Below are 23,613 nucleotides of genomic sequence, written 5' to 3'. Positions count from 1 at the left end.
GGGGTGGGACGGGCGTGCCGGGGTGCTCAGGTGCCCGGCCGCCGCGCTGTTCCGGCCCGGGGCGCCACGGGGCCGGTGGGCGGGAGGAGGAGGGCGGGTGCGCGAGCCCTTCGATTGTGCGCCTGTTTCCGTTCACTGAGGGTCCGTTCGCGAACAGTGACGACTGTCTTCCAGCTCACACAGCCGGTCCGCCGCGTGACGCACGAGGCGTTCGAGGTCGGCGCAGTAGACGCTGGGGTGCAGGAAGCCGGTGCGGGGGGCGTACCGGTGGGCGTAGTTGCCCCCGCCGCACACCCGCACCACCGGGCAGGCCCGGCACTCGGCGGCGAGCCCGGCCGCGCCGAGCTGCCGGGCGGCGACGCCGGGGTGGCGCAGCGCCCGGTCGAAGTCGTCGCGGAAGACGTCGAGGCCCGTGGCGGGGGCTCCGGGGTAGGCCCACTTGAGGGAGTCGACCTGTTCGATGGAGCCGTCCGTGTCGACGACGACGGCGGCCATCGGGGACAGGCCGACGGACTCGGTGGCGCTGGGGGCGCCCAGCAGCAGGGCCAGCACCTCGCCGAAGAGCCGGACCCGGGTGACCTTCCGCCCCTGGTGCCACCACAGGTCGAACACCTCGGCCAGCCAGTCGCCGTAGGGCGTGGGCCGGGGCCGCCGGCCGGGCGGGGCGGGCGGTACGGCGGGCGGCGGCGAGGCCCAGTTGGCGTGCGGGAGGAGGAAGTCGACGCGGGGCGCGCCGAGCGCGGTGAGGGAGGCGTACACCTCGGCGGGCGGGGCCGTGACGTCGACCGTGCACAGCACCCCGGCGTAGGCGTCGGGCCGGCGGGCCAGCAGCCGGGCGGCGCGGGCGGCGGCGGGCCAGGAGGGGCGTCCGGCGTGGTCGACGCGGCGGGCGGCGAGTGCCTCCGTGCCGCCGTCGAGGCTGAGCCCGACGCGGATGCCCGCGGCGGCGAGCCGGTCCAGGGTCCGCGCGGTCAGGAGGGTGCCGTTGGTCTGCACGGAGACGGTCGCCGCGCAGTGGCCGGGCAGCGCCTCGCGGACGGCGCGGGCGTAGGCGAGGACCGTGTCCGGCCCGCCGAGCAGCGGCTCGCCGCCGTGCAGGTCGACCCGGATGCGCTCCAGACGGTGGGCGGCGGCGTGCTCGGCGACGCGCCGGGCCGTCTGCCGCATGGTGGGGGCGTCCACCCGGGCCGGGCGGCGGCGCCAGCTCGTGTCGGGGCCGCGGTAGATGTAGCAGTACGTGCAGGCGAGGTTGCAGCGGCTGTGGACCTTCAGCACGAACTGCCGCAGGGGCACGGGGCGGAGGCGGGAGGTGTCCAGCGCCCGGTGGGGCCAGTGCGGCTCGGTGACGTCCGGCAGGGGCGCGGTCATGGCGCGTCGTCGTAGGAGGCGACGACGGTGTCGGGGGCGCGGTCGCGGAGGTCGGCGAGGACCGCGTCCAGGACGGGGTGGCCGGTCGCCGCCCGGATGTCGCGGGCGGTGAGCCTCGCGAGGGCCGGGAATTCGGGCAGCGGTACGTCACCCGGTACGCGGGGTGCGCTCATCCCTCCGCCTCACCGGCCCCGAGCCGCGCGATGTCCTGGTGGAGCGCGGCGGTCAGGACCTCCGTCTGGTCGCCGCCCTCCAGCAGTCCGAGCGCCTTGCGGTACTCGGTGAGGGCGCGGGCGGGCCCCGCGGTCTCCTCCAGGCACGTGGCCCGTTTGCGCAGCGCGGCCGCGGCGAAGGCGGTGTTGCCCGTGGCCAGCGCGTCCCCGGCCGCGCGGCGGAAGTGGTCGGCGGCCTCCGTGAGCCGTACGGTGGCGCCGGTCGTGCGCCGGAGCTGTACGGCGACGTCGCCGCGGATCATCCAGGCGAGGCCGGAGACCCGGGGGTCGGCGGTGCCGCGTGCCCCGGCGCCGAGTATCCAGTCGGCCTCGTGCAGGTCGGTGAGCGAGCCGCGCAGCCGGAACCGCTGGTACAGGGCGTGGCCGAGCTGGACGCGGTACGCGGCGAGTTCCTCCGACGCCTCGGAGGAGAGGTCGACCGCCTCCCGCAGGATGCGGACCACCGCCTCCACGTCCTCCACGGCGACCGGCTGGCGGACCAGGAGTGTGCTGCCGTACTTGATCAGCACCTCCCGGTGCAGCGGGGTGCCGGAGGGGGCGAGGCGGAGCGCCTCCTCCAGGATGGCGATCGTCTCGTCCACGGGCTCGTGCCCGTCGTCGGGGCCGTAGAGCTGGAGCCGTACGCGCACCATCTGCTGGAGGCAGTCCACCAGGTGTTCGTCCCGGCCCTCCCAGGAGGGGTACCGCGCGGCGACCGCCCGTGCCCGTTCCAGGGCCCGCCGTACGCGGGTGAGGGTGGCGCCGTCGGAGGCGGCGAGCTCCTCGGCGGAGGCGACGGCCATCCAGCCCGTGAACAGGTCCACCGGCTCGGGCGTCCAGTCCAGGGCGTCGTCCCGGACGCGCTCGTGCGGGGGCGCCGCCTCCAGGAGGGCGAGCGCGTCGGTCAGTTCGCCGCACGCGGTGCGCGCCAGCTCGGGGACGGCCTCGGGGCGGACGGCCCCGCGGCGGCGGGCCAGGTCGAGGAAGAGCAGCCCGCGGAAGTACCGCACGGACTCCGCGGGCCGCACGGGTTCCGCCGCGTCCAGGACGTCGAGTGCCCGGCCGATCAGGCCGGCGGCCCACTGGTCGGGCCCCTCCGGTTCGGGGTCGAGGAGCCGGACGGCCTGCCCGGGGAACTCGACGGCCAGCCGCTGGAGGAGCCGGACATGGGCGAGCGCCGTCCTGCCGTCGCGCCCGGGGGCCGTCGCGTACGCCTCGCGCAGGCACTCCTCGGCGTACATCAGCAGCAGGAAGCACACGGCCTCCGGGTCGGCCGCGCCGCCGTCCCCGGCGTGGGCGGCCGGCGCGCGGAACCGGTCGGGCACCGCGTCGGTGTCCGCTCCGGCGGCGCGCACCTGCTCCTCCATGTGCTCCAGCACCCGCGCCAGGGTGCGGTACGCGCCCGGTTCGTCGGGCACGGCCTGCTCGGCCGCCGCCAGCGCGTCGCGGAGGTCCTCGCCGAGGGCGCGGGCCCGCCACCGCTCCAGCAGGACGTCGGCCAGCTCCCGGTACAGCGCCGCCTGCGCGGGGCGGTCGGTGGTGGCCCGCGCGGCGGCGGACAGGAGCTGGACGGCGGCGTCGAGGTCGCGGGCGGTGTTCTGGCGGCGGAAGCGGGCCAGGCTCTCGCGGGCGCGGGCCGCCAGTTCGGCGGGGTCGGACGCGGCGGTGGACACCGGGGGCGGTGCGAGGAAGTGGCGCAGCACCTGGGTGGAGACGACCGCGAACCGGCGCAGCCGGGGGTCGTCGGTCCCGCTCTGCGCCTCGACGGTGCCCGCGAGGTAGGCGGCCGCCATGGCGGGGAAGTTGCGCACGCCGGTGCCGAAGCGCTGTTCCAGGTACTGGGAGCACTTCTTCAGCACCAGGTGGGCGTCGGCGGCCTCTTGGTGCCTCATCAGTTCCTCCCGTACGCCGGGGAGGAACTCGTACGCGGGTTCCGTCACGTCGTCGGCCTCGTGGGCGTCGTCGCTGCGCCGGAGCAGTCCGCCCAGCAGCACCTCGGCGAGGACGTCGGGCCCGCTGCCGGCCAGCATGGCCCGCTGGACGAGCTGCATGACCGGCAGCACCAGCGGGACCAGGGAGAGGTACTCGGCGAGCCGTCTGGCGGGCGGTGAGGCGTGGCGGCGGAAGGAGCGCACCCGTTCGGCGGGCGTCACGTCCGGGGGTGCGGCGGGGCCGGGCGCGGCGGGCGGCCGGTGGGGGCCGACCCATCCGGCGGCGCCCTGGAGCGAGAGCTGTCCGGTGGCGGACACGAGCCGGGCCCAGGTCTCCAGGGCGGTGCGGTTGGGTGCCAGGACGGGCACGGGGACGGCTCCGGGCGGGTGCCCGGCGCGGGTGGTGAAGGTGAGCCGCCCGCCGGCCCCCTCGGGGCTGCGGAGGGTGCCGGTCCAGGCGGGGAGCCGGGCGTTGCGCCACATCCGCTGGGGCAGGGGCTGGACGACGGCGACGGGCGCGGTCGCCGACCAGCGGTGCAGCAGCCGGTGCAGTTCGCCGCTGCGCCACATGGGTCCGGCGCAGTCGCTGAGCAACAGGGTCAGCCGGCGTCCGGTGGGGTCGGCGAGCTGTGCGGGCGAGCGCAGCGGGGCGGTGGGCCTGGCGGGGGTGGTGGCCACGCCGGGGGTGCCGTCGGGGCGGGGGTGCAGGTAGAAGAGGCTGACGTCGGCGAAGGCCCCGGCCCGTTCGCAGACGGTGCGCAGTTCGCCGAGGGTCTGCTGCCAGACGACGGTGGAGGACGAGACGTCCATGAGGAGCTGGACGCATGCCTCGCGGCGGCGTTCGCGGCGCAGCACCGGGACGGTGAGCCCGGTGTCGGCGGCCCGGTCGGCGGTGGCGCGTTCGTCGAGTACGCGGCGGACGGGGGCGCGCGGGGCCTGGAACCGTTGCAGGGGGCGTAACGCGCGCTGGAGGGCGATCGGGTCCGGCAGGGTGGCGGCGGTGGGTACCCAGACCCGGGCGCCGCGGTCGCGGCCGCCGTCCCGGTCGCCGTGGGTGCCGGTGCCGCCGGGGGCGGACAGCCCGGCGCGTGCCTCGTGGGGCGCGCCTGTGGGGCCCGTGCCTGTCGGGGGCGCCGGTGGCGCGGGCGCCGGGTGGGTGCGGGCGCCGCCCGGGGGTCCGGGTGCCGGCGGGCGGGCGGGGGGCGCCGGGGCCTTGGCGGTGGAGCCGGAGGCGCCTGCCGGGGTGACCCACCGGGCGAGCCAGACGGCGTCGGCGACCTCTTCGCAGGTGGGCGCGAGGTCGGCCTCCCTCAGCCGCGCGACCAGCTCGGTGAGCGGTCCGCCCGCCGGGCCGGGTGCGGGTAAGGGAGCGGCGGTCATGGTGGGGTCACCGCTGGGGGCGCTGGTCGAGGGGGCGCATCAGCAGGTCGGCGATCTCCTCGCGCCGGACGTGGTCCTCGCGGGCGGCGAACTGGGTGAGGAAGATGGCGTTGAGGAGCTGGTCGGTCAGGCGCAGTTCGCCGTTGTGGTCCCCCTCGGTGAAGCTCTCCAGCAGGTCGTGGTGGTCCTCGGCAGCGCCGTCGCCGAAGTGGGCCTGGACGAGGGCGGCGAGGCGTTCGTTGCGGGGCGGCTCCAGCTTCAGGTGGATGCAGCGCCGCAGCAGCGGGGCGGGGAAGTCCCGCTCGCCGTTGCTGGTCATGACGACGAACGGGAAGGCGTGGCAGGTCACCCGGCCCTCGGTGACGGGGACGCGGCGGCCGTCCTCGTCCAGGACGTGGACGGTGCGCTGCCCGGGGCGGTCGGCGATGCGCTCCAGTTCGGGGATGCGGAACTCGCCCTCCTCCAGGACGTTGAGGAGGTCGTTGGGCAGGTCGATGTCGCTCTTGTCCAGCTCGTCGATGAGCAGGACGCGCGGGCGGCCGCCGGGCAGCAGCGCGGTGCCGAGGGGGCCGAGTCTGATGTAGCGCCCGATGCCGCCGCCGTCCTCGCTCTCCCCCTCGTGCCGGGGGTCGCGCTCGCGGGAGAGCTGGGCGTCGTGGAGGCGGCCGATGGCGTCGTACGCGTACAGCCCGTCCCGCAGCTCGCTGCGGGAGACGATCGGCCACTGCAGGACGCGTCCCAGGCCCAGTTCGTGGGCGACGGCGTGGGCGAGGGTGCTCTTGCCGGAGCCGGGCTCGCCGGTCACGAGCAGGGGGCGCCGCAGGTACAGGGCGGCGTTGATGAGCTGGAGGGCCTCGTCGTCCTGGATCGGCAGCGGGGCGCGGGTGCCCAGCCGCCGGGTGCTGCTGTGGTCGATGGGGGGTGCCTCGATCGGCAGGGGTTCGCCGCTGAAGCGGCGCCAGCGGGGTGGGTCGGGGAGCCGGCCGATGCGCTCCGGGTCCGGCTGACCCTGCCCCCGGTAAATCAGCCAGTCGTCCATGACCTGCTCCTCGTCGGCGTTCGGTGGGTACCCGCGTTGAGGCCGACGGGGGCGAGGCGCGCCCACAGCGGGCCCCTGAAAAAGTACCCGCCGAGCGGCCGCTCATGGCCGTTTTCCGGCCAACTGCCTGTCCGTTTCATGCCGGTGAGCTCCACAGTCCCAGAGGTCCCGCGGGCACCGGCCGGCCGGGGTCGTCATAGAGGACCGCGACCCCCTCGGCCCAGTGCGCCTGATCACGGCCTTCGTGTATTTCTTCTCTGATACGGCGCAGCCGGTCGGGGAGTTCATGGGCGGCGGCCGTCTCGCCGAGCAGTGCGGCGGCGCCCGCGTGGAAGGTGTCGCAGTCGCCGGCGCACGCGGCGGAGCGGGCGTGCCCCTCGATGTGCCACAGCGCGATGCCGTGGCCGGTTTCGAGCGCCATGTCCATGGCCCGGCGCCCGGCGCCCCGGCCCGCCGGACGGCACAGCACCGGGATGTCGCACGCCGCCATGTCCGTGAAGTGCCGCCGCCGCGGCGACTGTCCGCCCGGCGGGGTGCGGACGGCGGACAGGCGCCCGGCCGATGCCACCGCGTCCCAGCGCCGCGTCCACGCCTCGTCGGTGCGGCCCCTCCTGGCCAGGTCACGCAGGACGACACGGCGGCGCACGCCCAGGGGCAGGTGCGCCTCGTCGCCGAGGCGGGCCATCTCCGCGAGCTGCCAGCGGTGCACCGGGGTGTCGAAGTCGCCGGCCGGCAGGACCACTTCGCAGGCGGCGGGGTGGCCGTTGGCGGCGTCGGCCATCTGGAACGCCTCGTCGAGCGGCCGCCGCAGCCGCTCCAGCAGCCTGGCGTGTTCGACGCCGTCCGGGTCCTTCTCCGAGTCGAAGATCTCGTCGTCGCCACTGCCGTCGTCGATCCGGATCTGCCAATGCAGGTTCCGGTACGGCAAGGGCTCGATCTCGACCACCACGACGCTCGCCCGCTCCCCCGCGACGGGGTACGGCAGGACGACCCGCTCGGGCAGCTTGGCGTCGCCCACGGTGGCCCGCCCGGTGCGCGGGCGCGCCAGGTCGGGCAGCCGGGCCTCGGTGACCAGGTGGTGCTGGAACGGCGTCACGCGCCGGGTGCGCGCGGTGATCCAGGCGTCGAGCTCCGCCACGGCCCCGGTGGTGGTGTCCTTGCCGCCCATGTCCGTGACCAGCAGCGACACCAGGCGCAGATAGTGCAGGAACGCGATGGCGGGGAACGGCCGGCCGTGCGGCCCGTACAGCAGGCCGTGGCCGTCGCGCCAGGCGGTGGGCGGCGGGTAGGCGAGCGGCGCGCGGTCGTTGCGCACCCGCTGCGCGAGCCTCTCGACGGCGCCGGGCGGGGGCGGGTCGCCCAGGCGGGCGAGCAGGCGCAGTGAGGTGACCTGGTCGGCCGGCGACCACAGGTCGGCGTTGCCCGGTTCCTGGCCGAGCAGGAGTTCCTGGTGGTGCAGCCAGCTTCCGTAGCCGTCCGCGTGGCGGGCGTGCCAGAGGTCGTGCTCGGCCATGACCTCCCGGTACAGCGTCCCGAAGGCCCGCAGCGCGGCGACGGGCACGGCCCCGCCGCCGTCCTTGCCGTACCGGCCGAACTTGGTGACGGCGACGACCGCGCCGGAGACGGGGTCCAGGACGGGCCCGCCGGAGACACCGGGCGGGAACTCGGCCATGGGCGTGAAGCGGATCGAGCAGCGCCCGTCGGACACGTTGTCGGCGATGTGCCCGGTCCACATCTCGTACGGCTGCTCGGGGTCGTCCCCGGGGCGGAAGCCGTGCACCCGGCGCTCGCCGACGGGCAGCACGGCCTGGTCGCTGAGCCAGACGCACCGGTGCTCGACGCCGCCGTCCGGCACCAGCCGGACCAGTGCCAGGTCCTGGGCCGCCGGCACCTCCTCGCTCCACGGGTCCTTGACCAGCCAGCGCTCCAGCCGCGCCGGTACGGGGTCGATGCCGTAGTACGCCGGTGAACCCGCGACCCGGAACTCCCGGCCGGTGTCCTCCCTCAGGTGGGGCAGCAGCACGTGGGCGCAGGTCAGCACCCAGCCGGGCGCCACCAGGAAGCCGCTGCCCCACATGCGCGGGTCGGCCGGGTCCGCGGGCAGGAAGCGGACGGTGGCCTCCCGGACGAGTGCGTCGAGGTCGGTGTGGGCGTCAGCCATTCGTGGGCGCGGGGGCGGCGGCGGTCCCGGCGCCGCCGCTGTCGCCGTCGCCGAGCCGCCAGGTGAGCGTGACCTGGAGGGACGCCTTGGCCTCTCCCTCCGCGAGGACGGCGAGGGCCTTGCCCGACTTGGCGGTCAGCTCCACGCCGAACGAGATGGACGCCTCGTCGGGCTTCACCGCGGACGCGGCGTCCAGCACGGTGCCGCCGACGCGCTGGATCAGCTCGGTGAGCTGCTCCAGTTTCGCGGCCGCCCGGTCGCCGACGCCGACGTCCCGGTCGGCCGCGCCGTAGCCGTCGGCGGTGCTGACCCGGGCGTACACGACCTCGCCGTTGCCCAGCTCGATTCTGCGGATCCGTCCGTCCATCGCTGGCTCCCCCCGTGTCGGGCCCCCGTGCCGGGCCGAAACGATCCGAAGATCGAGGCTACTGGCGGGGCGGGCGCGGGGCGAGAGCATGGAACGCCGAAATCCGGACACGTCCGTGACGCGGGACGCCATACCCTGAGGGGGAACACCGAGCAGGAACCCGGGAGCACGTCTTGTACTTCACCGACCGTGGCATCGAGGAGCTGGAGAAGCGGCGCGGCGAGGAGGAGGTCACCTTCGAGTGGCTCGCCGAGCAGTTGCGCACCTTCGTCGACCTCAACCCCGACTTCGAGGTGCCCGTCGAGCGCCTGGCCACCTGGCTGGCACGGCTCGACGACGAGGACGACGACGAGTAGCCGCGCCGGGGGCCCGCCCGGGGCCGGGCCGGGCGCCGGTCACCCCCGGGGCGCCGGCCCGTCCTGGGCCCAGGTGCGCACCCGGTCGTAGGCGAGGCCCAGCGCGCCCTGGGTGATCAGCAGCGCGGCGGCCGTGGCCCAGCCGGGGCTGCGGCGGGTGACGGCCCAGGCGAGCAGGGGCACGCCCGCCGCCAGTTGGGCCGTGGCGAGCGCGCGGGCGCGGGGGCCGCACAGCCAGGGGCCGAGCGGGCCTTCCTCGACGGCGTCCAGTTCGGTGCGCACGACGTCGAGGACGCCGCGCCATTCGACCGCCTCCGCGCCCCGGGCCTCCGCGGCCGACCACAGGAGCGGGGCCGGTTCGCCGGGGGCCAGCCCCGAGGGCATGGTGAGGCCGTGGCGGCTGAGGACCGCCGTCAGGCCCCGCAGGCGGGCCGGGGCGTCGGCGTGCTCGTCGGGGCGGGTGAGGGGTTCGAGGTCCCGGACGTCCAGGACGGGGTCGAGCCCCAGGCGGGCGGCGAAGGTGTGCATGGCCTCGTCCTCGCCGGCGGGGGTGCCGTCGGCGAGCCAGGTGTAGCCGACGGGGCGGCGGAAGCCGGTCGCGAGGACGCAGCCCGCGCGGTCGGCGTCCCACCACAGGGCCACCACGGGCCACGGCACGCCGACGGTCAGGGCGCCGGCCCAGCCCCCGACGACCCGGTCGACCGGGTCGGAGCCCTCGCGCCAGGGCTTCCCCTCGGGCACCAGCACGCTCCAGTCGGGGCCGGCCGGGGCGAGGAGCAGGCGTTCGCGCAGCAGCAGGGCCGCGGTCCGTACGGACGCCGTGTCGGCCCGGCAGAACAGCAGCGCGCCCGGGGAAGTCGCGTTCATGGGCCTTACGCTAGGGCAATTTGCCCGCTTTCGACGCACTTGACTTCGCCGGACCGCGATATATCGTGTATCGACAGGAGACGCGATATGTTGCGTATCGCGTCATGTCCCAGGGAGGCCCCATGCCGGAGTGGTCCGTCACCGAGCCGACGACGCTGACCTTCGACGAGGAACCCGTGACGGCCCTCAAGGTGCGCGTCGTCAACGGCGCCGTGAACGTCGTGGGCACCGACGAGGGCCCCGCCCGGCTGGAGATCTCCGAGATCGACGGCCCACCGCTGATCGTCACGCGGCAGGGCTCCACCCTGACCATCTGCTACGAGGACCTGCCCTGGCAGGACTTCCTCAAGTGGCTCGACCGCAAGTCCCGGCACCGCAGCGCGGTCGTCTCCCTCGCCGTCCCGTCCGGCGCCCGGGTCGAGGTCGGCGTGGTCGGCGCCGCGGCCGTGGTCTCCGGCATCCGGGGGCGTACGGACGTGCGCGGCGTCACCGGCGACACCACGCTCGTCGGCCTCTCCGGCGAGGTCCGTGCCGACACCGTCTCCGGCAGCGTCGAGGCGCAGGCGGTCACCGGGGACCTCCGCTTCACGTCCGTGTCCGGTGACCTCACGGTCGTCGAGGGCGCCGGCACCTCCGTACGCGCCGAGTCGGTCAGCGGCGACATGGTCGTCGACCTCGACCCGGCCGGCGAGCCCGCCGACGTCCGGCTCACCACCGTCTCGGGCGAGGTCGCCATCCGGCTGCCGCACCCCGCCAACGCGCAGGTGGAGGCGAACACCGTCGGCGGCGCGGTCTCCAACGCCTTCGAGGACCTGCGGGTCTCGGGCCAGTGGGGGGCCAAGAAGATCACCGGCACTCTCGGGGACGGCAAGGGCACGCTGAGGGCGTCCACGGTCTCCGGCTCCATCGCCCTGCTGCGCCGGCCCGAAGCCCCCACCGGAAAGGTGCTCTGACATGCCCCCCGTCTTCGCCCACGGCCGGCTCCGCCTCTACCTGCTCAAGCTCCTCGACGAGGCGCCGCGCCACGGCTACGAGGTGATCCGGCTGCTCGAGGAGCGCTTCCAGGGCCTGTACGCGCCCTCCGCCGGCACCGTGTACCCGCGCCTGGCCAAGCTGGAGGCCGAGGGCCTCGTCACGCACGCCACCGAGGGCGGCCGCAAGGTGTACTCGATCACCGACGCCGGGCGCGAGGAACTGGCCGGGCGCAGCGGCGAACTGGCCGACCTGGAGCGGGAGATCCGCGACTCGGTGGCCGAGCTGGCCGCCGAGATCCGTGACGACGTGCGGGGCGCGGCGGGCACGCTGCGGCGCGAGATGCGTGCCGCGGCGGGCCGGACGCGCCAGTCCTCGCCGCCCGGCGGCGACGAGTGGGCCGCCTGGAGCCGGGCCAAGCAGGAGTGGAAGGACCAGGCGCGGCGGGCCAAGGACGAGTCCCGGCGCGCCCGCGAGGACGCCCAGGCGGCGCGCCGCCAGGCCAAGGAGGCCCAGGACAGGGCGCGCCGGGAGATGCAGCGGATCGCCCAGCAGGTGCAGGACCACGTGCTGCGCGCCGAGGGCGCCCAGGGGCTGGCCGACCTGGCCGGCCGGCTGGGCGGCCTGCTCGGTGGCGCGGCGTCCACGGCCTCCCGGCCGCCGTACGCGAAGCCCGGCCCGGCCGACGTCCCGGAGTGGGCGGAGGCGACCGGCACGTCCGCCGACCCGGTGCGGGACCTGGAGCGGCTGCTGGACCGGTTCCGCGACGACGTCCGTGACGCGGCACGCGACCAGGGCGTCACGGACGCCCAGCTCGCCGAGGCCCGCCGCCACCTGTCCACGGCGGCGGCCCACATCGTCGCGCTGCTGCGGGGGCCGCGCGCCTAGGCCCCCGCAAGGCCGTGGACGCGGCCCCGGTCAGCCGGCCCTGCGGGCGGTCACCGCCCGCTCCAGCGCCCCGTAGGTCGCACCGTGGTCGGCGAGGACGTCCGCGACGACGCCGGGGCGGGCCGCGAGGGCGAGGAGCAGGTGCTCGTCGCCGATGTGGCGGTCGCCGCGGCCGAGGGCGACCCGGAGGGACTTCTCCAGTGTGTCCTTGGCCGGGCGGGTGAAGGGCCGGTGGTTCGACCACCGGCGCCTGGGCCGCCGGTCGCCCGCCAGCGCGCCCGCCCCGTGCACGGCCTCGACCTTCGAGACGATCGCCATGACGTCGATCCCGATGTCCGCCAGCGCGTCGGCGTCCGCCCGGGTCAGGCCGCCGCGCCGCCGGGCGTCCGCGAGGGCGGACTCCACGGAGGCGCGACGGCCGGTGATCCCGAGCGCGGCGAAGGCGTCGGCCGACCGGGTGCCCTCCAGGTCGAGCAGGGCGAGGAGCAGGTGTTCGTCGGTGACGGAGTCGGCGTCCAGCCGTTCCGCGTGGGTGGCGGCGCCCTTGACGACGGCCCGGGCAGCTTCGGTGAATCGCTCGAACATCATTGCCTCCCGTACTTCTTGTGCACGGCCTGCCGGCTGACGCCCAGCTCGGCCGCGATCTCCTGCCACGACCAGCCCTGGGCGCGGGCGCTGCGGACCTGTACGGCTTCGAGCTGCTCCAGCAGCCGCCGCAGCGCGGCGACGGCCCGCAGCCCGACCCGGGGGTCGCGGTCGCCCGCGCGTGCGGCGAGATCGGTTGCTTCGGTCATGACGTCAACTTACGTTGACACCACCCCGGACGTCAACCCTGGTTGACAGTCACCGTGACCGTCGCCCCCGGCACCGCCCGCACCACCACCCGCCCGGCCGGGGCCGGCACCCGCCACGCGCGCCCCTCCAGCGACACGCGCCAGCCCGTGGGGCCCGGCAGGGAGAGCACCGTGGCACCGCCCCGCCCGGCGACGTACACCAGCCGCGACGGGCCCTGCTCGACCACCCGGCCCGCCACCGCCTCCGCGTACGGCGCGGCCGTCCGCTCCTTGTTGGCGCGCCAGGCGCCCGCGCCGTCCACCGCGCAGTAACCGCCGCCGTAGCACCACACGTAACCCGCCCAGCCGGAGCTGTAGCGGTTCAGGGAGGCCAGCGCCTCGCGGTAGAAGCGGCCCATGTTCGGCAGGGCGTTGTTCAGCGGGCCCCACTCCCCCACCACGATCGGCACCCGGTACTCCTTCGGGTAGGCCGTCACGGCCGCCTCGTACGCCTCGATCCAGCCCGCCGACGGGTCGTAGTCCGCGCCCGCCTCCATCGCGGTGTTGTAGAAGTGCGGGGCGTAGACCACCTTCGGGTCGTCGATCCGGCCCAGGCCCGTGGGGACGCCCTCGCCCACGATCGGCGTCGGCTCGACGAAGATCCAGTTGTCGTCGTCGACCGAACGGATCGCGTCGGCCAGGCGGTTGTACAGGGGCGTGAGCTGGTCGCGCTCGATCCGGCGGGCGGCCGCGGGCAGGTCCTCGCCCTCGCGCAGCTCGCCCATCGGCTCGTTGATGAGGTCGTAGCCGAGCACCGCCGGGTGGTGCGCGAACCGGTCGGCGAGGACCCGCCACATCCGTGCCTGGGCGCGCCGCAGATCCTCGTCCTCGTACAGGTGCGTGAAGGCCCGCTGCACGGCCGGTTCGAAGTACTCGGAGAACCAGTCGTCCGGGTGCGGGGTGAAGGGCAGGCCGTCGGTGCGGGTGGCCCACTCCGGGATGCCCCGGTGGCCGAAGGCGGGGCCGAAGACGTCCTGGTGGGCGTCGATCAGGACGTGCACGTCATGCCGTTCGGCCCAGTCCAGGACGCGCTCGATCTTGCGGAGGTACGCCTCGCTGTACCGGCCGCGCGCGGGTTCCAGGTCGTCCCAGAAGACCAGCAGGCGGGCGAAGTTGAAGCCGCGGGCGCGCATGTCGCGGAAGTGCTTCTCGGTGATGGCGGACAGGGCCGCCTCGCCGCGGTGGGTCTTGTCCTCGACGTTCCAGCCGCGCAGCGTCAGGACGCGGCCCCGGTCGTCGGTCAGGCGGGGTATGCCGGGCTCGCCGGCGGGCACCGGGGCGGGAGCGGCGTCCGCCGCGGCGGGAGGGGCGAGAGCCAGCAGGGCGGCGGAGAGTGCGAGGGCGAGCGTGCGCATGACGGGACCTCCGGCACGGTGGACAGTGCCGGAGATCCCATCAGCGGAACTGACGGACCATCAAGAGGGGTTGAGGACAATCTTGCCGAAGAGGTCGCCGGCGGCCATCTTCTCGAAGCCCTCCCGCGCCCGGTCCAGGGGCAGCACCTCGTCGATGACCGGGCGCACCCCCGTCGTCGCGCAGAAGGCGAGCAGGTCCTCCAGCTCGTCCTTCGAGCCCATCGTCGAGCCGACGACCTTCAGCTCCAGGAAGAAGATGCGCGTCAGCTCCGCGTGCGAGGGCCGGTCGCCGCTCGTCGCGCCCGAGATCACCAGCGTGCCGCCGGGCCGCAGCGACTTGACCGAGTGCGACCAGGTGGCCGCGCCGACGGTCTCGATGACCGCGTCCACCCGCTGCGGCAGCCGCTCGCCCGGCTCGTACGCCTCCAGCGCGCCCAGCTCGACCGCCCGCTTCCGCTTGGCCTCGTCACGGCTGGTGGCGAAGACCCGCAGCCCGGCGGCCCTGCCGAGGACGATGGCGGCCGTGGCGACGCCGCCGCCCGCGCCCTGGACGAGGACCGAGTCGCCGGGGCGCACGCCCGCGTTGGTGAAGAGCATGCGGTACGCGGTGAGCCACGCGGTCGGCAGGCAGGCGGCCTCCTCGAAGGACAGCTCCTTCGGCTTGGGCAGCACGTTCCAGGCCGGGACGGCGACCTTCTCGGCGAACGTGCCCTGGTAGCGCTCGGTCAGGATGGAGCGCGGCTCCTTCGGGCCGACACCGTGACCGCTCTGCCCGATGACGGAGTGGACGACGACCTCGTTGCCGTCCTCGTCGAGGCCGGCGGCGTCACAGCCGAGGATCATCGGCAGCTTGTCCTCGCCCAGTCCGACGCCCCGCAGCGACCACAGGTCGTGGTGGTTGAGGGAGGCGGCCTTGACGGTGACGGTGGTCCAGCCGGGGCGTACCTCGGGAGCCGGGCGTTCGCCCAGCTCGAGGCCGTTCAGGGGCTGGTCGCGGTCGATTCGGGCGGCGTAGGCAGCGAACATGGCCCTGACCCTAGGGCGACACCGGTGCGCGGCGGAACCGCGCACCGATGTGATGTCCCTCCCGCCGTCAGTCCCGGCGCCACTGCGCCGGGCTGTTCTTCGTCGCCGGGTCCTCGTACGAGCCGGTCCGGCCCCGGTCCACGTGGAAGGTGGTGAGGGTGGTGACCGGGGAGAGCGGGTCGCGGCGGTCGGCGATCACCCGCATATGGGTGCTGAACCGTTCCGGCGTCACCTCGAAGACGTCGTAGCCGTACCGGTTGCCCTCGAAGTACTTCAGGTGCGGGTTGGCCCGGCCCATGAGGGGGCCGTTGGTCGCGTTCCAGTCGGCGGAGTACGCGCCCGAGGTCACCGAGTGGGCCGTGAACTCGGTGCCCACCAGGGGGGAGGAGGTGTCGTCGAAGTCGACCCGGATGTCGTCGACGAACGCCGAGTGCCAGTCGCCGGTGATGACGACGAGGTCTTCGAGGCCGCTGGTGTGGACGTGGTTCAGGACCTCCTTGCGCTCGGCGAGGAAGCCGTCCCACTGGTCGGTGAACATGTACGAGCCGCCCGGCCGGCCCCGCAACTGGCTGAGCATGATCGAGTTGGCCCACACGTGCCAGGAGTCGGGCGCCCGGTCGATGTTCCCCTTGAGCCAGGACTTCTGGCCGGCGCCCAGGATGGTGCCGTTCGCCAGGTTCTGGGCGGAGCGGTAGGAGCGCAGGTCCAGGACGGTCAGCTCCAGCAGGTCGCCCCAGCGGCGGCTGCGGTGGATCACCGGGTCGGGCAGCGCGGACTCGCCGCCGTCCCGGTGCGGCATGTTCTCGTACCAGGCCTGGTACGCGGCCGCCCGCCGCTGCATGAACGGCGCCCCGCCGCCCGTACCGCTGTAGTCGTTGGCCACCTCGTGGTCGTCCCAGGTGAGGAACCAGGGGTGGGCGGCGTGGGCCTCGCGCAGGGAGGCGTCGCCCTTGTAGAGGGCGTGGCGGCGCCGGTAGTCGCCGAGCGTGAACACCGCGGGGCCCTCGTGGTCGCGCACGTGGTCGCCGCCCACCGGCCCGTGCTCGTAGATGTAGTCGCCCAGGTGGACGACGAAGTCGACGTTCTCCCGGGCGATGCCCCGGTGGGCCGCGTAGTAGCCGTCGTGGAACGCCTGGCAGTTGGCGGCGGCGAACCGTACCCGGGGGACGCTGCCGACGGGCGCGGTCTTCGTCCGGCCCACCCGGCTCGTCACACCCAGCGCCGTGAACGCGTACCAGTAGTGGCGCCCCGCGCTCAGCCCGCCCACGGGCACGTGGACGCTGTGGCCGAGCGTGGCCGAGGCGGGCGCGGTGCCCCGGGCGACGACCCGGCTCAGCGCCTGGTCCTCGGCCACCACCCAGGTGACCTCGACGACCTCGGGCAGGTTCTGCTCGGCGGCGAGCGGCTCGGGCGCGAGGCGCGTCCAGAGCACCACGCCGGTGGGCTGCGGGTCGCCGGAGCCGACGCCGAGCGTGAAGGGCGCCGGGTCGTAGGCGGCGCCGAGCGCCTCGGCGGCCTCGCGCGCCTGGGCGGGCGAGAGCCCGGCGCTGAGCGGCCAGACCACGTTGAGGGCCCCGGCGGCGCCGGCGGCCTTGAGCAGGGTGCGTCGGTCGAGCGTCACTTCTGTACCCCCGTGAGCGTGAGTGCGATCCCGTCCGCGTAGCCGTCGTTCGACGTGCCGCTCCCGGTACGGGTCAGGACGAGCAGCAGGCGCGCGGTGCGGGCGCCGGGCGGCACGAGGGACCCGGCCCTGCGCTCCAGCAGGCCCGTGCGCCCCTTGCGCTCCCCCGCCGTCACGGGGCCCAGCACGCTCAGGGCGACCGGCGTGCCCCTGGCGTCCCGGAACTCCACCGACAGCCGGGCGCCGTCCTCCTGGGTGGCGTATCCGCCGAGCCAGGCGCTGACGGCGTACCGCACCTGCCCGGCGTCGACGGCGGCGTGGCCGGTGGTGCCGGTGGCGGGCAGGGCGACGTCCTGCACGAGGGCGGTGCGCGGGGAGTTCCCGCCGGAGAAGAACCGGCTGCCGCGCTGGGCGGGGCCGGGGTCGGAGGCGGTGGGGTACCCCCCGCCGAGGGTGTACGCGACGAGGGCGGGCGCGCCCTGCACGACCTGCCAGCCGGTGACGGTCCCGACCGGCTCGGCGGTACCTCCCGGACCGCTCTCGGCGTCCCCGTTGACGACCAGATTCATGCGGCGCCTCCTGTGTGCTGTTGTCCGTGGTGGGGTGGCTCGGCGCGCTGCATCACAGCAGCCGTGCGTGAACCCCCGGAAGAGCGGCGGCGAACATTGCGCGGGCGGTCCAAGGACACGTGCGGAAAGTCCAAGCCCGGGCATGCGGAAGGGCCCTGTTCCGCCTCCCCTGGGAAGACGGATCAGGGCCCTGGGCACGGACCTGCCGGGGTCAGCGGCGGGCGACGCCCTCCTCGCGCGCGGCGGCGGCCACGGCGGCCGTGACGGCCGGGGCGACCCGCTCGTCGAACGGCGACGGGATCACGTAGTCGGCGGCGAGCTGGTCACCGACGACGTCCGCCAGCGCGTTGGCGGCCGCGATCTTCATGCCCTCGGTGATCCGGGACGCCCGCACCTGCAGCGCGCCCGCGAAGATGCCGGGGAAGGCGAGCACGTTGTTGATCTGGTTCGGGTAGTCGGACCGGCCGGTGGCCACGACGGACGCGTACTTGTGCGCGACGTCGGGGTGGACCTCCGGGTTCGGGTTGGCCATCGCGAAGACGAAGGCGTTCGGCGCCATCGACGCGATCGCCGGCTCCGGCACCGTACCGCCGGAGACGCCGATGAAGACGTCGGCGCCGGCCAGCGCGCTCTCCAGGGAGCCGGAGAGCCCGGCGCGGTTGGTGAGCTCGGCCAGCTCGCGCTTGACCGGCGTCAGGTCCTCGCGGTCCCGGCTGACGATGCCCTTGCGGTCCGCGACCGCCACGTCGCCGAGCCCGGCCTCCAGGAGGAACTTGGCGATGGCCACGCCGGCCGCGCCCGCGCCGGAGATCACGGCGCGCAGGTCGCCGAGGCCGCGGCCGGTGAGCTTGGCGGCGTTCCGGAGGGCGGCCAGGGTGACCACGGCGGTGCCGTGCTGGTCGTCGTGGAAGACCGGGATGTCGAGCCGCTCCTGGAGCTTGCGCTCGATCTCGAAGCACCGGGGGGCCGAGATGTCCTCCAGGTTCACGCCGCCGAAGGAGGGGGCGAGCCGGACGACGGTGTCCACGATCTCGTCCGTGTCGGTCGTGGCCAGCGCGATGGGCACCGCGTCCACGCCGCCGAACTGCTTGAAGAGGATCGCCTTCCCCTCCATGACCGGGAGGGAGGCCTCCGGGCCGATGTCACCGAGTCCGAGCACGGCCGTACCGTCCGTCACGACGGCGACGACCTGGGACTTCCAGGTGTAGTCGTGCACGAGCTCGGGCCGCTCGGCGATGGCGCTGCACACCTTGGCGACGCCGGGCGTGTACGCGAGGGACAGGTCGTCCTTGTCGCGGATGGGAACCGTCGCCTGGACGGCCATCTTGCCGCCCCGATGCAGCGCGAACGCCGGATCGAAGGGCTCGTCGGCACCCTCGGTGCCGTTGTCACTGTCGCTGCGAGGATTGACGATCTCCGCTGCCATTTGTTGACCCCTTAAGTCATGACGTTTGAGGGTGGCCACTCCTGGTTGAGGAGGGGTGGGCGGGCACCGCGTCCGCGCCTGCGCGAGGCGGTTGGCCCGCCCTTGCAGGGGAGGTACGAACGCGTCGGGCACGCCGCACACGTGCCCTGAGCCCCGGATGAGGGGTGTAAAGGTCCTTCTTACCCGACAGACCGCTCCATCGACGAGTCCGTATATCGCGTCCGGCTCGACCCCCGCCTCAGCGGCGCGCCGGTGACATGACTCATAGCTGGATGTCTGGACAAGTCCGAACGTGGACCCATTCGCGACGCCCATCGCGTCCGAATGACGAGATCAACCGGAGATTTTCCGGCGAGAAGAAGGCAACCCCGCAGAAGGTCCGGCCCTGATGTACCGGCCTTTTGGGGTTCGGGGGTCTCCCGTTATCCGATTTTGACATGCGAGGCCCCCTGTTTGGGCCAGTCCGAATGGCAAGATGCGGAATCACACGAGGTCGCGACACCCGAAGGTGCGTGCCCGACCCCTCTTTGGATCTCCCTCTTACCCGCCGGAGGAACCCGACCATGACCGCAAGCACCACCCGCTGTACGACCGCCGCGAAGACCCGGACGTCGGGTACGTCCCGGGTGGCCGCGGTCGCCGCGATCGCGGTCGCCGGCTCCATGCTGCTGACCGCCTGCGGCGACCAGACCGACAAGCCCGCCACGGTGGAGCAGACCCCCGGCCAGCCCGCCGTCGCCGCCCCGCTCTCGGACCGGCTGCCCCAGGCGATCCGGGACAAGGGTGAGATCAAGGTCGGCTCGGACATCGCGTACGCGCCGGTCGAGTTCAAGGACAAGGACGGCAAGGTCGTCGGTATCGACCCGGACCTCGCCGAAGCCATGAGCAAGCAGCTCGGCGTGCGGTTCGTGTTCGAGAACGGCACCTTCGACACCCTGATCACCGGTCTGCGCGCCAAGCGCTACGACATGGCGATGTCGGCGATGACGGACACCAAGGACCGTCAGCAGGGCATCGACTCGGAGACCAAGAAGAAGGTCGGCGAGGGCGTCGACTTCGTCGACTACTTCAGCGCCGGTGTGTCGATCTACACCAAGAAGGGCGCCGACAAGGGCATCAAGTCCTGGGCCGACCTGTGCGGCAAGAAGCTGGTCGTGCAGCGCGGCACGGTCTCCGAGGACCTCGCCAAGGCGGAGTCCGCCAAGTGCGTGAAGGCCAAGAAGGGCAAGATCGCGATCGAGGCCTTCGACACCGACCAGCAGGCCCAGACCCGGCTGCGCGCCGGCGGCGCCGACGCCGGTTCCTCGGACTTCCCGGTCGCTGCGTACACGGTCAAGACCTCGGGCGGCGGCAACGACTTCCAGATCGTCGGCTCCCAGGTCGAGGCCGCTCCGTACGGCATCGCCGTGGCCAAGGGCAACACCCAGCTCCGTGACGCGATCAAGGCCGCGATGGACGCCGTCATCGCCAACGGCGAGTACAAGAGGATCCTGGACAAGTGGGGTGTCGCCGCCGGCGCGGTGACCGAGGCCAAGATCAACGGCGGTTCCTGACTCCCGGCCACCAGCGCCACGTAGGCCCCTGAAAGGCACCACCGTGACAACTGACACCAAGAAGACGCCGGAGGACGCCACGCCGCCCGCCGGACCGGAAGCCATCAAGGCCATCCCCGTCCGGCACTACGGCCGCTACGTCACCGCCGTCGTCGCCATCGCGCTCTTCGCGGCGATCATCTACGCCTTCGCGCAGGGCAAGATCAACTGGGGCGCGGTCCCGGACTACTTCTTCGACGACCGGATCGTCGAGGGCATGGGCCAGACCCTCCTGCTGACCGTCCTGTCGATGGCGATCGGCATCGTCGGCGGCATCATCCTCGCGGTGATGCGGCTGTCGAAGAACCCGGTGACCTCGTCGATCGCCTGGTTCTACATCTGGTTCTTCCGGGGCACCCCGGTCCTGGTCCAGCTCTTCGTCTGGTTCAACCTGGGCCTGGTCTTCGAGTACATCAACCTCGGCCCGGTCTACAAGGACGAGTGGGCCGACTTCATGACGCCGTTCCTGACGGCGCTGCTCGGCCTGGGCCTGAACGAGGCCGCGTACATGGCCGAGATCTGCCGCGCGGGCCTCCTCGCGGTCGACGAGGGCCAGACCGAGGCCGCCCACGCCCTGGGCATGAGCCACGGCAAGACCCTGCGCCGGATCGTGATCCCGCAGGCGATGCGCGTGATCGTGCCGCCCACGGGCAACGAGGTCATCAACATGCTGAAGACGACCTCGCTGGTGGCGGCCGTGCAGTACTACGAGCTGCTGCGCAACGCGCAGGACATCGGCCAGACGTCCGGCGCCCCGGTCGAGATGCTCTTCCTCGCCGCCGCCTGGTACCTGATCCTGACCTCGATCCTCAGTGTCGGCCAGTACTACCTGGAGCGGTACTACGCACGCGGCTCCTCGCGCCAGTTGCCGCCGACCGTCTTCCAGAAGATCAAGGCCAACGTGCTCTCCCTGTCCAACCGACCGGCCGCGGGAGGTACCGCATGACCGCCATGGTGAAGGCCGAGGGCGTCCACAAGTCCTACGGCGCGGCACACATCCTCAAGGGCATCGACCTGGAGGTGGCCGAGGGCGAGGTGTTCTGCCTCATCGGCCCGTCCGGCTCCGGCAAGTCGACCTTCCTGCGGTGCATCAACCACCTGGAGAAGATCAACGCCGGCCGGCTCTACGTCGACGGCGAGCTGGTCGGCTACCGCCAGAAGGGCGACAAGCTGTACGAGCTCAAGGACAGCGAGGTCGCGCTCAAGCGCCGGGACATCGGCATGGTCTTCCAGCGCTTCAACCTGTTCCCGCACATGACGGCGCTGGAGAACGTCATGGAGGCGCCGATCCAGGTCAAGGGCGAGAGCAAGGCCGTGGCCCGCGAGCGGGCGGCCAAGCTGCTGGACCGGGTGGGCCTCGGCGACAAGTCCGGCAACTACCCCTCGCAGCTCTCCGGCGGCCAGCAGCAGCGCGTGGCCATCGCCCGTGCGCTGGCCATGGAGCCGAAGCTGATGCTCTTCGACGAGCCGACGTCGGCGCTGGACCCGGAGCTGGTCGGTGACGTCCTGGACGTCATGCGCGACCTCGCCGAGTCCGGCATGACGATGGTCGTCGTGACGCACGAGATGGGCTTCGCGCGTGAGGTCGGCGACTCGCTGGTGTTCATGGACGGCGGCGTGGTGGTCGAGTCCGGCAACCCCAAGGACGTCCTGACCAAGCCGCAGCACGAGCGGACGAAGGCGTTCCTGTCGAAGGTGCTGTAGTACGCGCCGAAGGGGCGGTACGGGTCACCCGTACCGCCCCTTCGCGTACCCGGCCGCTACTTCAGCGCGAGCACCAGGGCGTCCGACGGCGAGGACCACACGGCCCGCGCCTCGGCGAACCCCGCCTCGCGCAGGGTGCGGGCGTGCCACTCCAGGGAGGGCGTGTCGCCCTCGGCGTGCTCGCCGTAGATCGCGAACCGCTCGGCGGTCGGCGCGGCCAGCACCGGGTCCTCGGCGGCCAGATCCCACCAGGCGGCCCAGTCCAGGGCGCCGCCGGCCCTGGCCCGGTCCATGGCGGCGTGCCGGTGGGCGCGCTCGGCCGCGTCGATCCGGGGCGTGGCCGGGTCGCGCATGCGGTCGGCGTTCATGAGGACGCCGCCCTCGCGGACCAGCCCGCCGAGCTGCCCGTACAGCGCGGCCAGCGGCTCCAGGCGCAGCCAGTGCAGCGCGGTGGCGGTCAGGACGGCGTCGTACGTCTCGTACGGCAGCGCCCGCACCCACTGCGGGTCGGTGAGGTCGGCCCGTACGAAGGTCACCCGCTCGTCCCCGGCGAAGTACCCCTCGGCGATGGTGAGCAGCGCGGGGTCGAGGTCGACGCCCGTGCTGACGGCGTCCGGGAACCGGTCGAGCAGCCTCTTCGTGATACTCCCCGTACCGCACGCGAGGTCGAGGACCCTCGGCGCGGGACCGGTGAACGCCTCGACCATGTCGAGCATGACCCGGAACCGCTCCTCGCGGTCGGGCATGTACCACTCCTGCTGCCGGTCCCAGCTCTCCTGCCAGGCCCGCCAGTCGGTTCCCGCAGCCGTCTCCGTCACCAGGACCTCCGTAATACCCTCGTATCAGACCCGTCTGTTACCCGTTCGCGTTCCCGACCCTAGACCGTCGCCGTAAGGACTACAAGTGGAACTGGCCTATTACTCGGACTACGCCGTGCGTCTGGTGAACACCGAGGAACCGGCGCGCAACAAGGACTCCCTGACCTCCGTCGAGGCGGTCCGCGAGCTGTTCGGCGAGGCATCGCAGATGGCGCGGCGCGCGACCGACGCGGACGTCACCCGGTTCCGTGCGGTACGGGCGCGGCTGCGCGCGGTCTTCACGGCGGCCGACGCCGGCGACCAGACGCACGCCGTGGACCTGCTCAACTCGCTGCTGCTGGAGTTCCCGGTCAGCCCGCAGATCTCCGGCCACGACTTCCTCGACGACGAGGGCCGCCCCCGGTGGCACATGCACCTCGCGGACCACCCGTCCAACGCGACCGCCGGGTACGCCGCGATCGCCGCGATGGGCCTGGCCATCCACCTGACCGAGTTCGGCGCCGACCGGCTCGGCCTGTGCCAGGCGGCCCCGTGCCGCAACGCCTACCTGGACACCTCCACCAACCGGTCCCGCCGCTACTGCTCGGACCGCTGCGCCACCCGGGCGAACGTCGCCGCCTACCGGGCCCGCAAGCGCCTGGAGACCGAACGGTCGGCGAACACCGGCCGGACCGCCGACACCAGCCAGGAGAGCACCACCCCGGCCGACCGCTGACGCCCGGGCCGCATCCCCCGGTACCGCGCCCGCACCCGTCCCAGCACCAGGTCCTCCGGCACCGGGCCGAAGGCGCGGCTGTCCACGGCCTCGGCGGCCCCGTTGTCCCCGAGCACCCACCAGCCGCCGTCACGCCGCTCGACGAGCCGCTTCACGATCAGCAGGTCCTGCTGCAAGGGGTGCCGCAGCACGGCCACCTGCCCCGGCTTCAGCGGCGCCCCGTAGTGCACCAGCAACTGGTCACCGTGGTGCAGGGTGGGCACCATCGACGGCCCCGACACCTCCGCGACCCCGAACGGCACCCTCGGTCCCCGCTCGCGCTCCCGCCCCTGCTCCGTCATCCGGCACACCTCCTGGACCTTCCTCCACGAGTCCCATGGTCACCCTGGACTTTTGTCGTAAGCCCATGGGGG

The 23,613-nt window shown here is 73.7% G+C and carries 23 protein-coding genes; 7 read left to right on the top strand and 16 right to left on the bottom strand.

Going from position 1 to position 23,613, the window contains the following annotated elements:
- Positions 1–132: 132 nt before the first annotated feature.
- From E2B92_RS21430 to E2B92_RS21410, 6 genes are all read right to left on the bottom strand, one after another.
- The gene (locus E2B92_RS21430) at positions 133–1,368 is read right to left on the bottom strand and encodes an FxsB family cyclophane-forming radical SAM/SPASM peptide maturase (RefSeq protein WP_126888677.1); all 1,236 of its coding nucleotides are present in this window, start codon (positions 1,366–1,368) and stop codon (positions 133–135) included.
- Positions 1,365–1,541 (bottom strand): hypothetical protein, encoded by a 177-nt coding sequence (locus E2B92_RS32720; protein ID WP_160159769.1) that lies wholly within the window; start codon positions 1,539–1,541, stop codon positions 1,365–1,367. The genes E2B92_RS21430 and E2B92_RS32720 overlap by 4 nt, the downstream gene beginning before the upstream one ends.
- Positions 1,538–4,891 carry an SAV_2336 N-terminal domain-related protein gene (locus E2B92_RS21425; protein WP_133087643.1) on the bottom strand — a complete coding sequence of 1,118 codons (3,354 nt, stop codon included), beginning with the start codon at positions 4,889–4,891 and terminating at the stop codon, positions 1,538–1,540. Before E2B92_RS21425 ends, E2B92_RS32720 begins: the two co-directional genes overlap by 4 nt.
- A 7-nt stretch (positions 4,892–4,898) precedes the next feature.
- Positions 4,899–5,930 (bottom strand): AAA family ATPase, encoded by a 1,032-nt coding sequence (locus E2B92_RS21420; RefSeq protein ID WP_133087642.1) that lies wholly within the window; start codon positions 5,928–5,930, stop codon positions 4,899–4,901.
- Between the two features lie 136 nt (positions 5,931–6,066).
- On the bottom strand, positions 6,067–8,091 hold the full coding sequence (locus tag E2B92_RS21415) for a VMAP-C domain-containing protein (RefSeq protein ID WP_126883807.1): 2,025 nt from the start codon (positions 8,089–8,091) through the stop codon (positions 6,067–6,069).
- A complete protein-coding gene (locus tag E2B92_RS21410; protein WP_126883806.1) occupies positions 8,084–8,458 on the bottom strand; it encodes a CU044_2847 family protein in 375 nt (124 codons plus the stop codon). The genes E2B92_RS21415 and E2B92_RS21410 overlap by 8 nt, the downstream gene beginning before the upstream one ends.
- Before the next feature lie 173 nt (positions 8,459–8,631).
- On the opposite strand from E2B92_RS21410, the gene E2B92_RS21405 reads away from it, so the two are divergent.
- Positions 8,632–8,814, top strand: a complete 183-nt coding sequence (locus tag E2B92_RS21405; RefSeq protein ID WP_019075209.1) for a DUF6104 family protein — start codon at positions 8,632–8,634, stop codon at positions 8,812–8,814.
- A 39-nt stretch (positions 8,815–8,853) separates the two neighbouring features.
- Here the strand turns inward: E2B92_RS21405 and E2B92_RS21400 are convergent, their stop codons facing one another.
- Positions 8,854–9,681, bottom strand: a complete 828-nt coding sequence (locus E2B92_RS21400) for a hypothetical protein (protein ID WP_126883805.1) — start codon at positions 9,679–9,681, stop codon at positions 8,854–8,856.
- Between the two features lie 122 nt (positions 9,682–9,803).
- Between E2B92_RS21400 and E2B92_RS21395 the strand changes: the two genes are divergently transcribed.
- Together E2B92_RS21395 and E2B92_RS21390 are read left to right on the top strand one after the other, a co-directional pair.
- The gene (locus tag E2B92_RS21395; protein WP_126883804.1) at positions 9,804–10,634 is read left to right on the top strand and encodes a DUF4097 family beta strand repeat-containing protein; all 831 of its coding nucleotides are present in this window, start codon (positions 9,804–9,806) and stop codon (positions 10,632–10,634) included.
- A gap of 1 nt (position 10,635) precedes the next feature.
- Positions 10,636–11,541: a PadR family transcriptional regulator gene (locus E2B92_RS21390; RefSeq protein WP_126883803.1), complete on the top strand. Its 906-nt coding sequence runs from the start codon at positions 10,636–10,638 to the stop codon at positions 11,539–11,541.
- Between the two features lie 30 nt (positions 11,542–11,571).
- On the opposite strand, the gene E2B92_RS21385 is transcribed toward E2B92_RS21390, so the two are convergent.
- The 7 genes from E2B92_RS21385 to E2B92_RS21355 form a co-directional block, all read right to left on the bottom strand.
- Positions 11,572–12,126 (bottom strand): Clp protease N-terminal domain-containing protein, encoded by a 555-nt coding sequence (locus tag E2B92_RS21385; protein WP_126883815.1) that lies wholly within the window; start codon positions 12,124–12,126, stop codon positions 11,572–11,574.
- Positions 12,126–12,335: a helix-turn-helix domain-containing protein gene (locus E2B92_RS21380; RefSeq protein ID WP_126883802.1), complete on the bottom strand. Its 210-nt coding sequence runs from the start codon at positions 12,333–12,335 to the stop codon at positions 12,126–12,128. Before E2B92_RS21380 ends, E2B92_RS21385 begins: the two co-directional genes overlap by 1 nt.
- Before the next feature lie 32 nt (positions 12,336–12,367).
- Positions 12,368–13,729 (bottom strand): glycoside hydrolase family 5 protein, encoded by a 1,362-nt coding sequence (locus tag E2B92_RS21375; RefSeq protein ID WP_126883801.1) that lies wholly within the window; start codon positions 13,727–13,729, stop codon positions 12,368–12,370.
- Between the two features lie 60 nt (positions 13,730–13,789).
- The gene (locus tag E2B92_RS21370) at positions 13,790–14,755 is read right to left on the bottom strand and encodes a zinc-binding dehydrogenase (protein ID WP_126883800.1); all 966 of its coding nucleotides are present in this window, start codon (positions 14,753–14,755) and stop codon (positions 13,790–13,792) included.
- 67 nt (positions 14,756–14,822) lie between these two features.
- Positions 14,823–16,376: an alkaline phosphatase D family protein gene (locus E2B92_RS21365; protein ID WP_126883799.1), complete on the bottom strand. Its 1,554-nt coding sequence runs from the start codon at positions 16,374–16,376 to the stop codon at positions 14,823–14,825.
- Complete coding sequence (locus tag E2B92_RS21360) at positions 16,373–16,945, bottom strand: phosphoesterase (protein ID WP_126883798.1); 573 nt, start codon at positions 16,943–16,945, stop codon at positions 16,373–16,375. Before E2B92_RS21360 ends, E2B92_RS21365 begins: the two co-directional genes overlap by 4 nt.
- A 211-nt stretch (positions 16,946–17,156) precedes the next feature.
- Positions 17,157–18,371: an NAD(P)-dependent malic enzyme gene (locus E2B92_RS21355; protein ID WP_126883797.1), complete on the bottom strand. Its 1,215-nt coding sequence runs from the start codon at positions 18,369–18,371 to the stop codon at positions 17,157–17,159.
- A gap of 563 nt (positions 18,372–18,934) precedes the next feature.
- Here E2B92_RS21355 and E2B92_RS21345 point away from each other — a divergent pair.
- From E2B92_RS21345 to E2B92_RS21335, 3 genes are read left to right on the top strand one after another with little or no spacing between them, the layout of a single operon-like run.
- The gene (locus E2B92_RS21345; RefSeq protein ID WP_126883796.1) at positions 18,935–19,924 is read left to right on the top strand and encodes an ABC transporter substrate-binding protein; all 990 of its coding nucleotides are present in this window, start codon (positions 18,935–18,937) and stop codon (positions 19,922–19,924) included.
- A 43-nt stretch (positions 19,925–19,967) separates the two neighbouring features.
- Positions 19,968–20,909 (top strand): amino acid ABC transporter permease, encoded by a 942-nt coding sequence (locus E2B92_RS21340; RefSeq protein ID WP_126883795.1) that lies wholly within the window; start codon positions 19,968–19,970, stop codon positions 20,907–20,909.
- Entirely contained in the window at positions 20,906–21,667 is a 762-nt protein-coding gene (locus E2B92_RS21335; RefSeq protein ID WP_126883794.1) for an amino acid ABC transporter ATP-binding protein, read from the top strand. Before E2B92_RS21340 ends, E2B92_RS21335 begins: the two co-directional genes overlap by 4 nt.
- Positions 21,668–21,723: 56 nt before the next feature.
- Here the strand turns inward: E2B92_RS21335 and E2B92_RS21330 are convergent, their stop codons facing one another.
- On the bottom strand, positions 21,724–22,485 hold the full coding sequence (locus E2B92_RS21330; protein WP_126883793.1) for a class I SAM-dependent methyltransferase: 762 nt from the start codon (positions 22,483–22,485) through the stop codon (positions 21,724–21,726).
- A gap of 85 nt (positions 22,486–22,570) precedes the next feature.
- On the opposite strand from E2B92_RS21330, the gene E2B92_RS21325 reads away from it, so the two are divergent.
- Positions 22,571–23,200 (top strand): CGNR zinc finger domain-containing protein, encoded by a 630-nt coding sequence (locus E2B92_RS21325; protein ID WP_126883792.1) that lies wholly within the window; start codon positions 22,571–22,573, stop codon positions 23,198–23,200.
- Here the strand turns inward: E2B92_RS21325 and sodX are convergent.
- Positions 23,104–23,541 carry a nickel-type superoxide dismutase maturation protease gene (sodX, locus tag E2B92_RS21320; RefSeq protein ID WP_126883791.1) on the bottom strand — a complete coding sequence of 146 codons (438 nt, stop codon included), beginning with the start codon at positions 23,539–23,541 and terminating at the stop codon, positions 23,104–23,106. The genes E2B92_RS21325 and sodX overlap by 97 nt on opposite strands.
- Positions 23,542–23,613 lie beyond the last annotated feature (72 nt).

The organism is Streptomyces sp. WAC05374 (assembly GCF_004353505.1).
In the GTDB taxonomy this organism is placed as follows: Bacteria; Actinomycetota; Actinomycetes; order Streptomycetales; family Streptomycetaceae; genus Streptomyces.
This window is presented reverse-complemented; position numbering and strand designations above follow the sequence as displayed.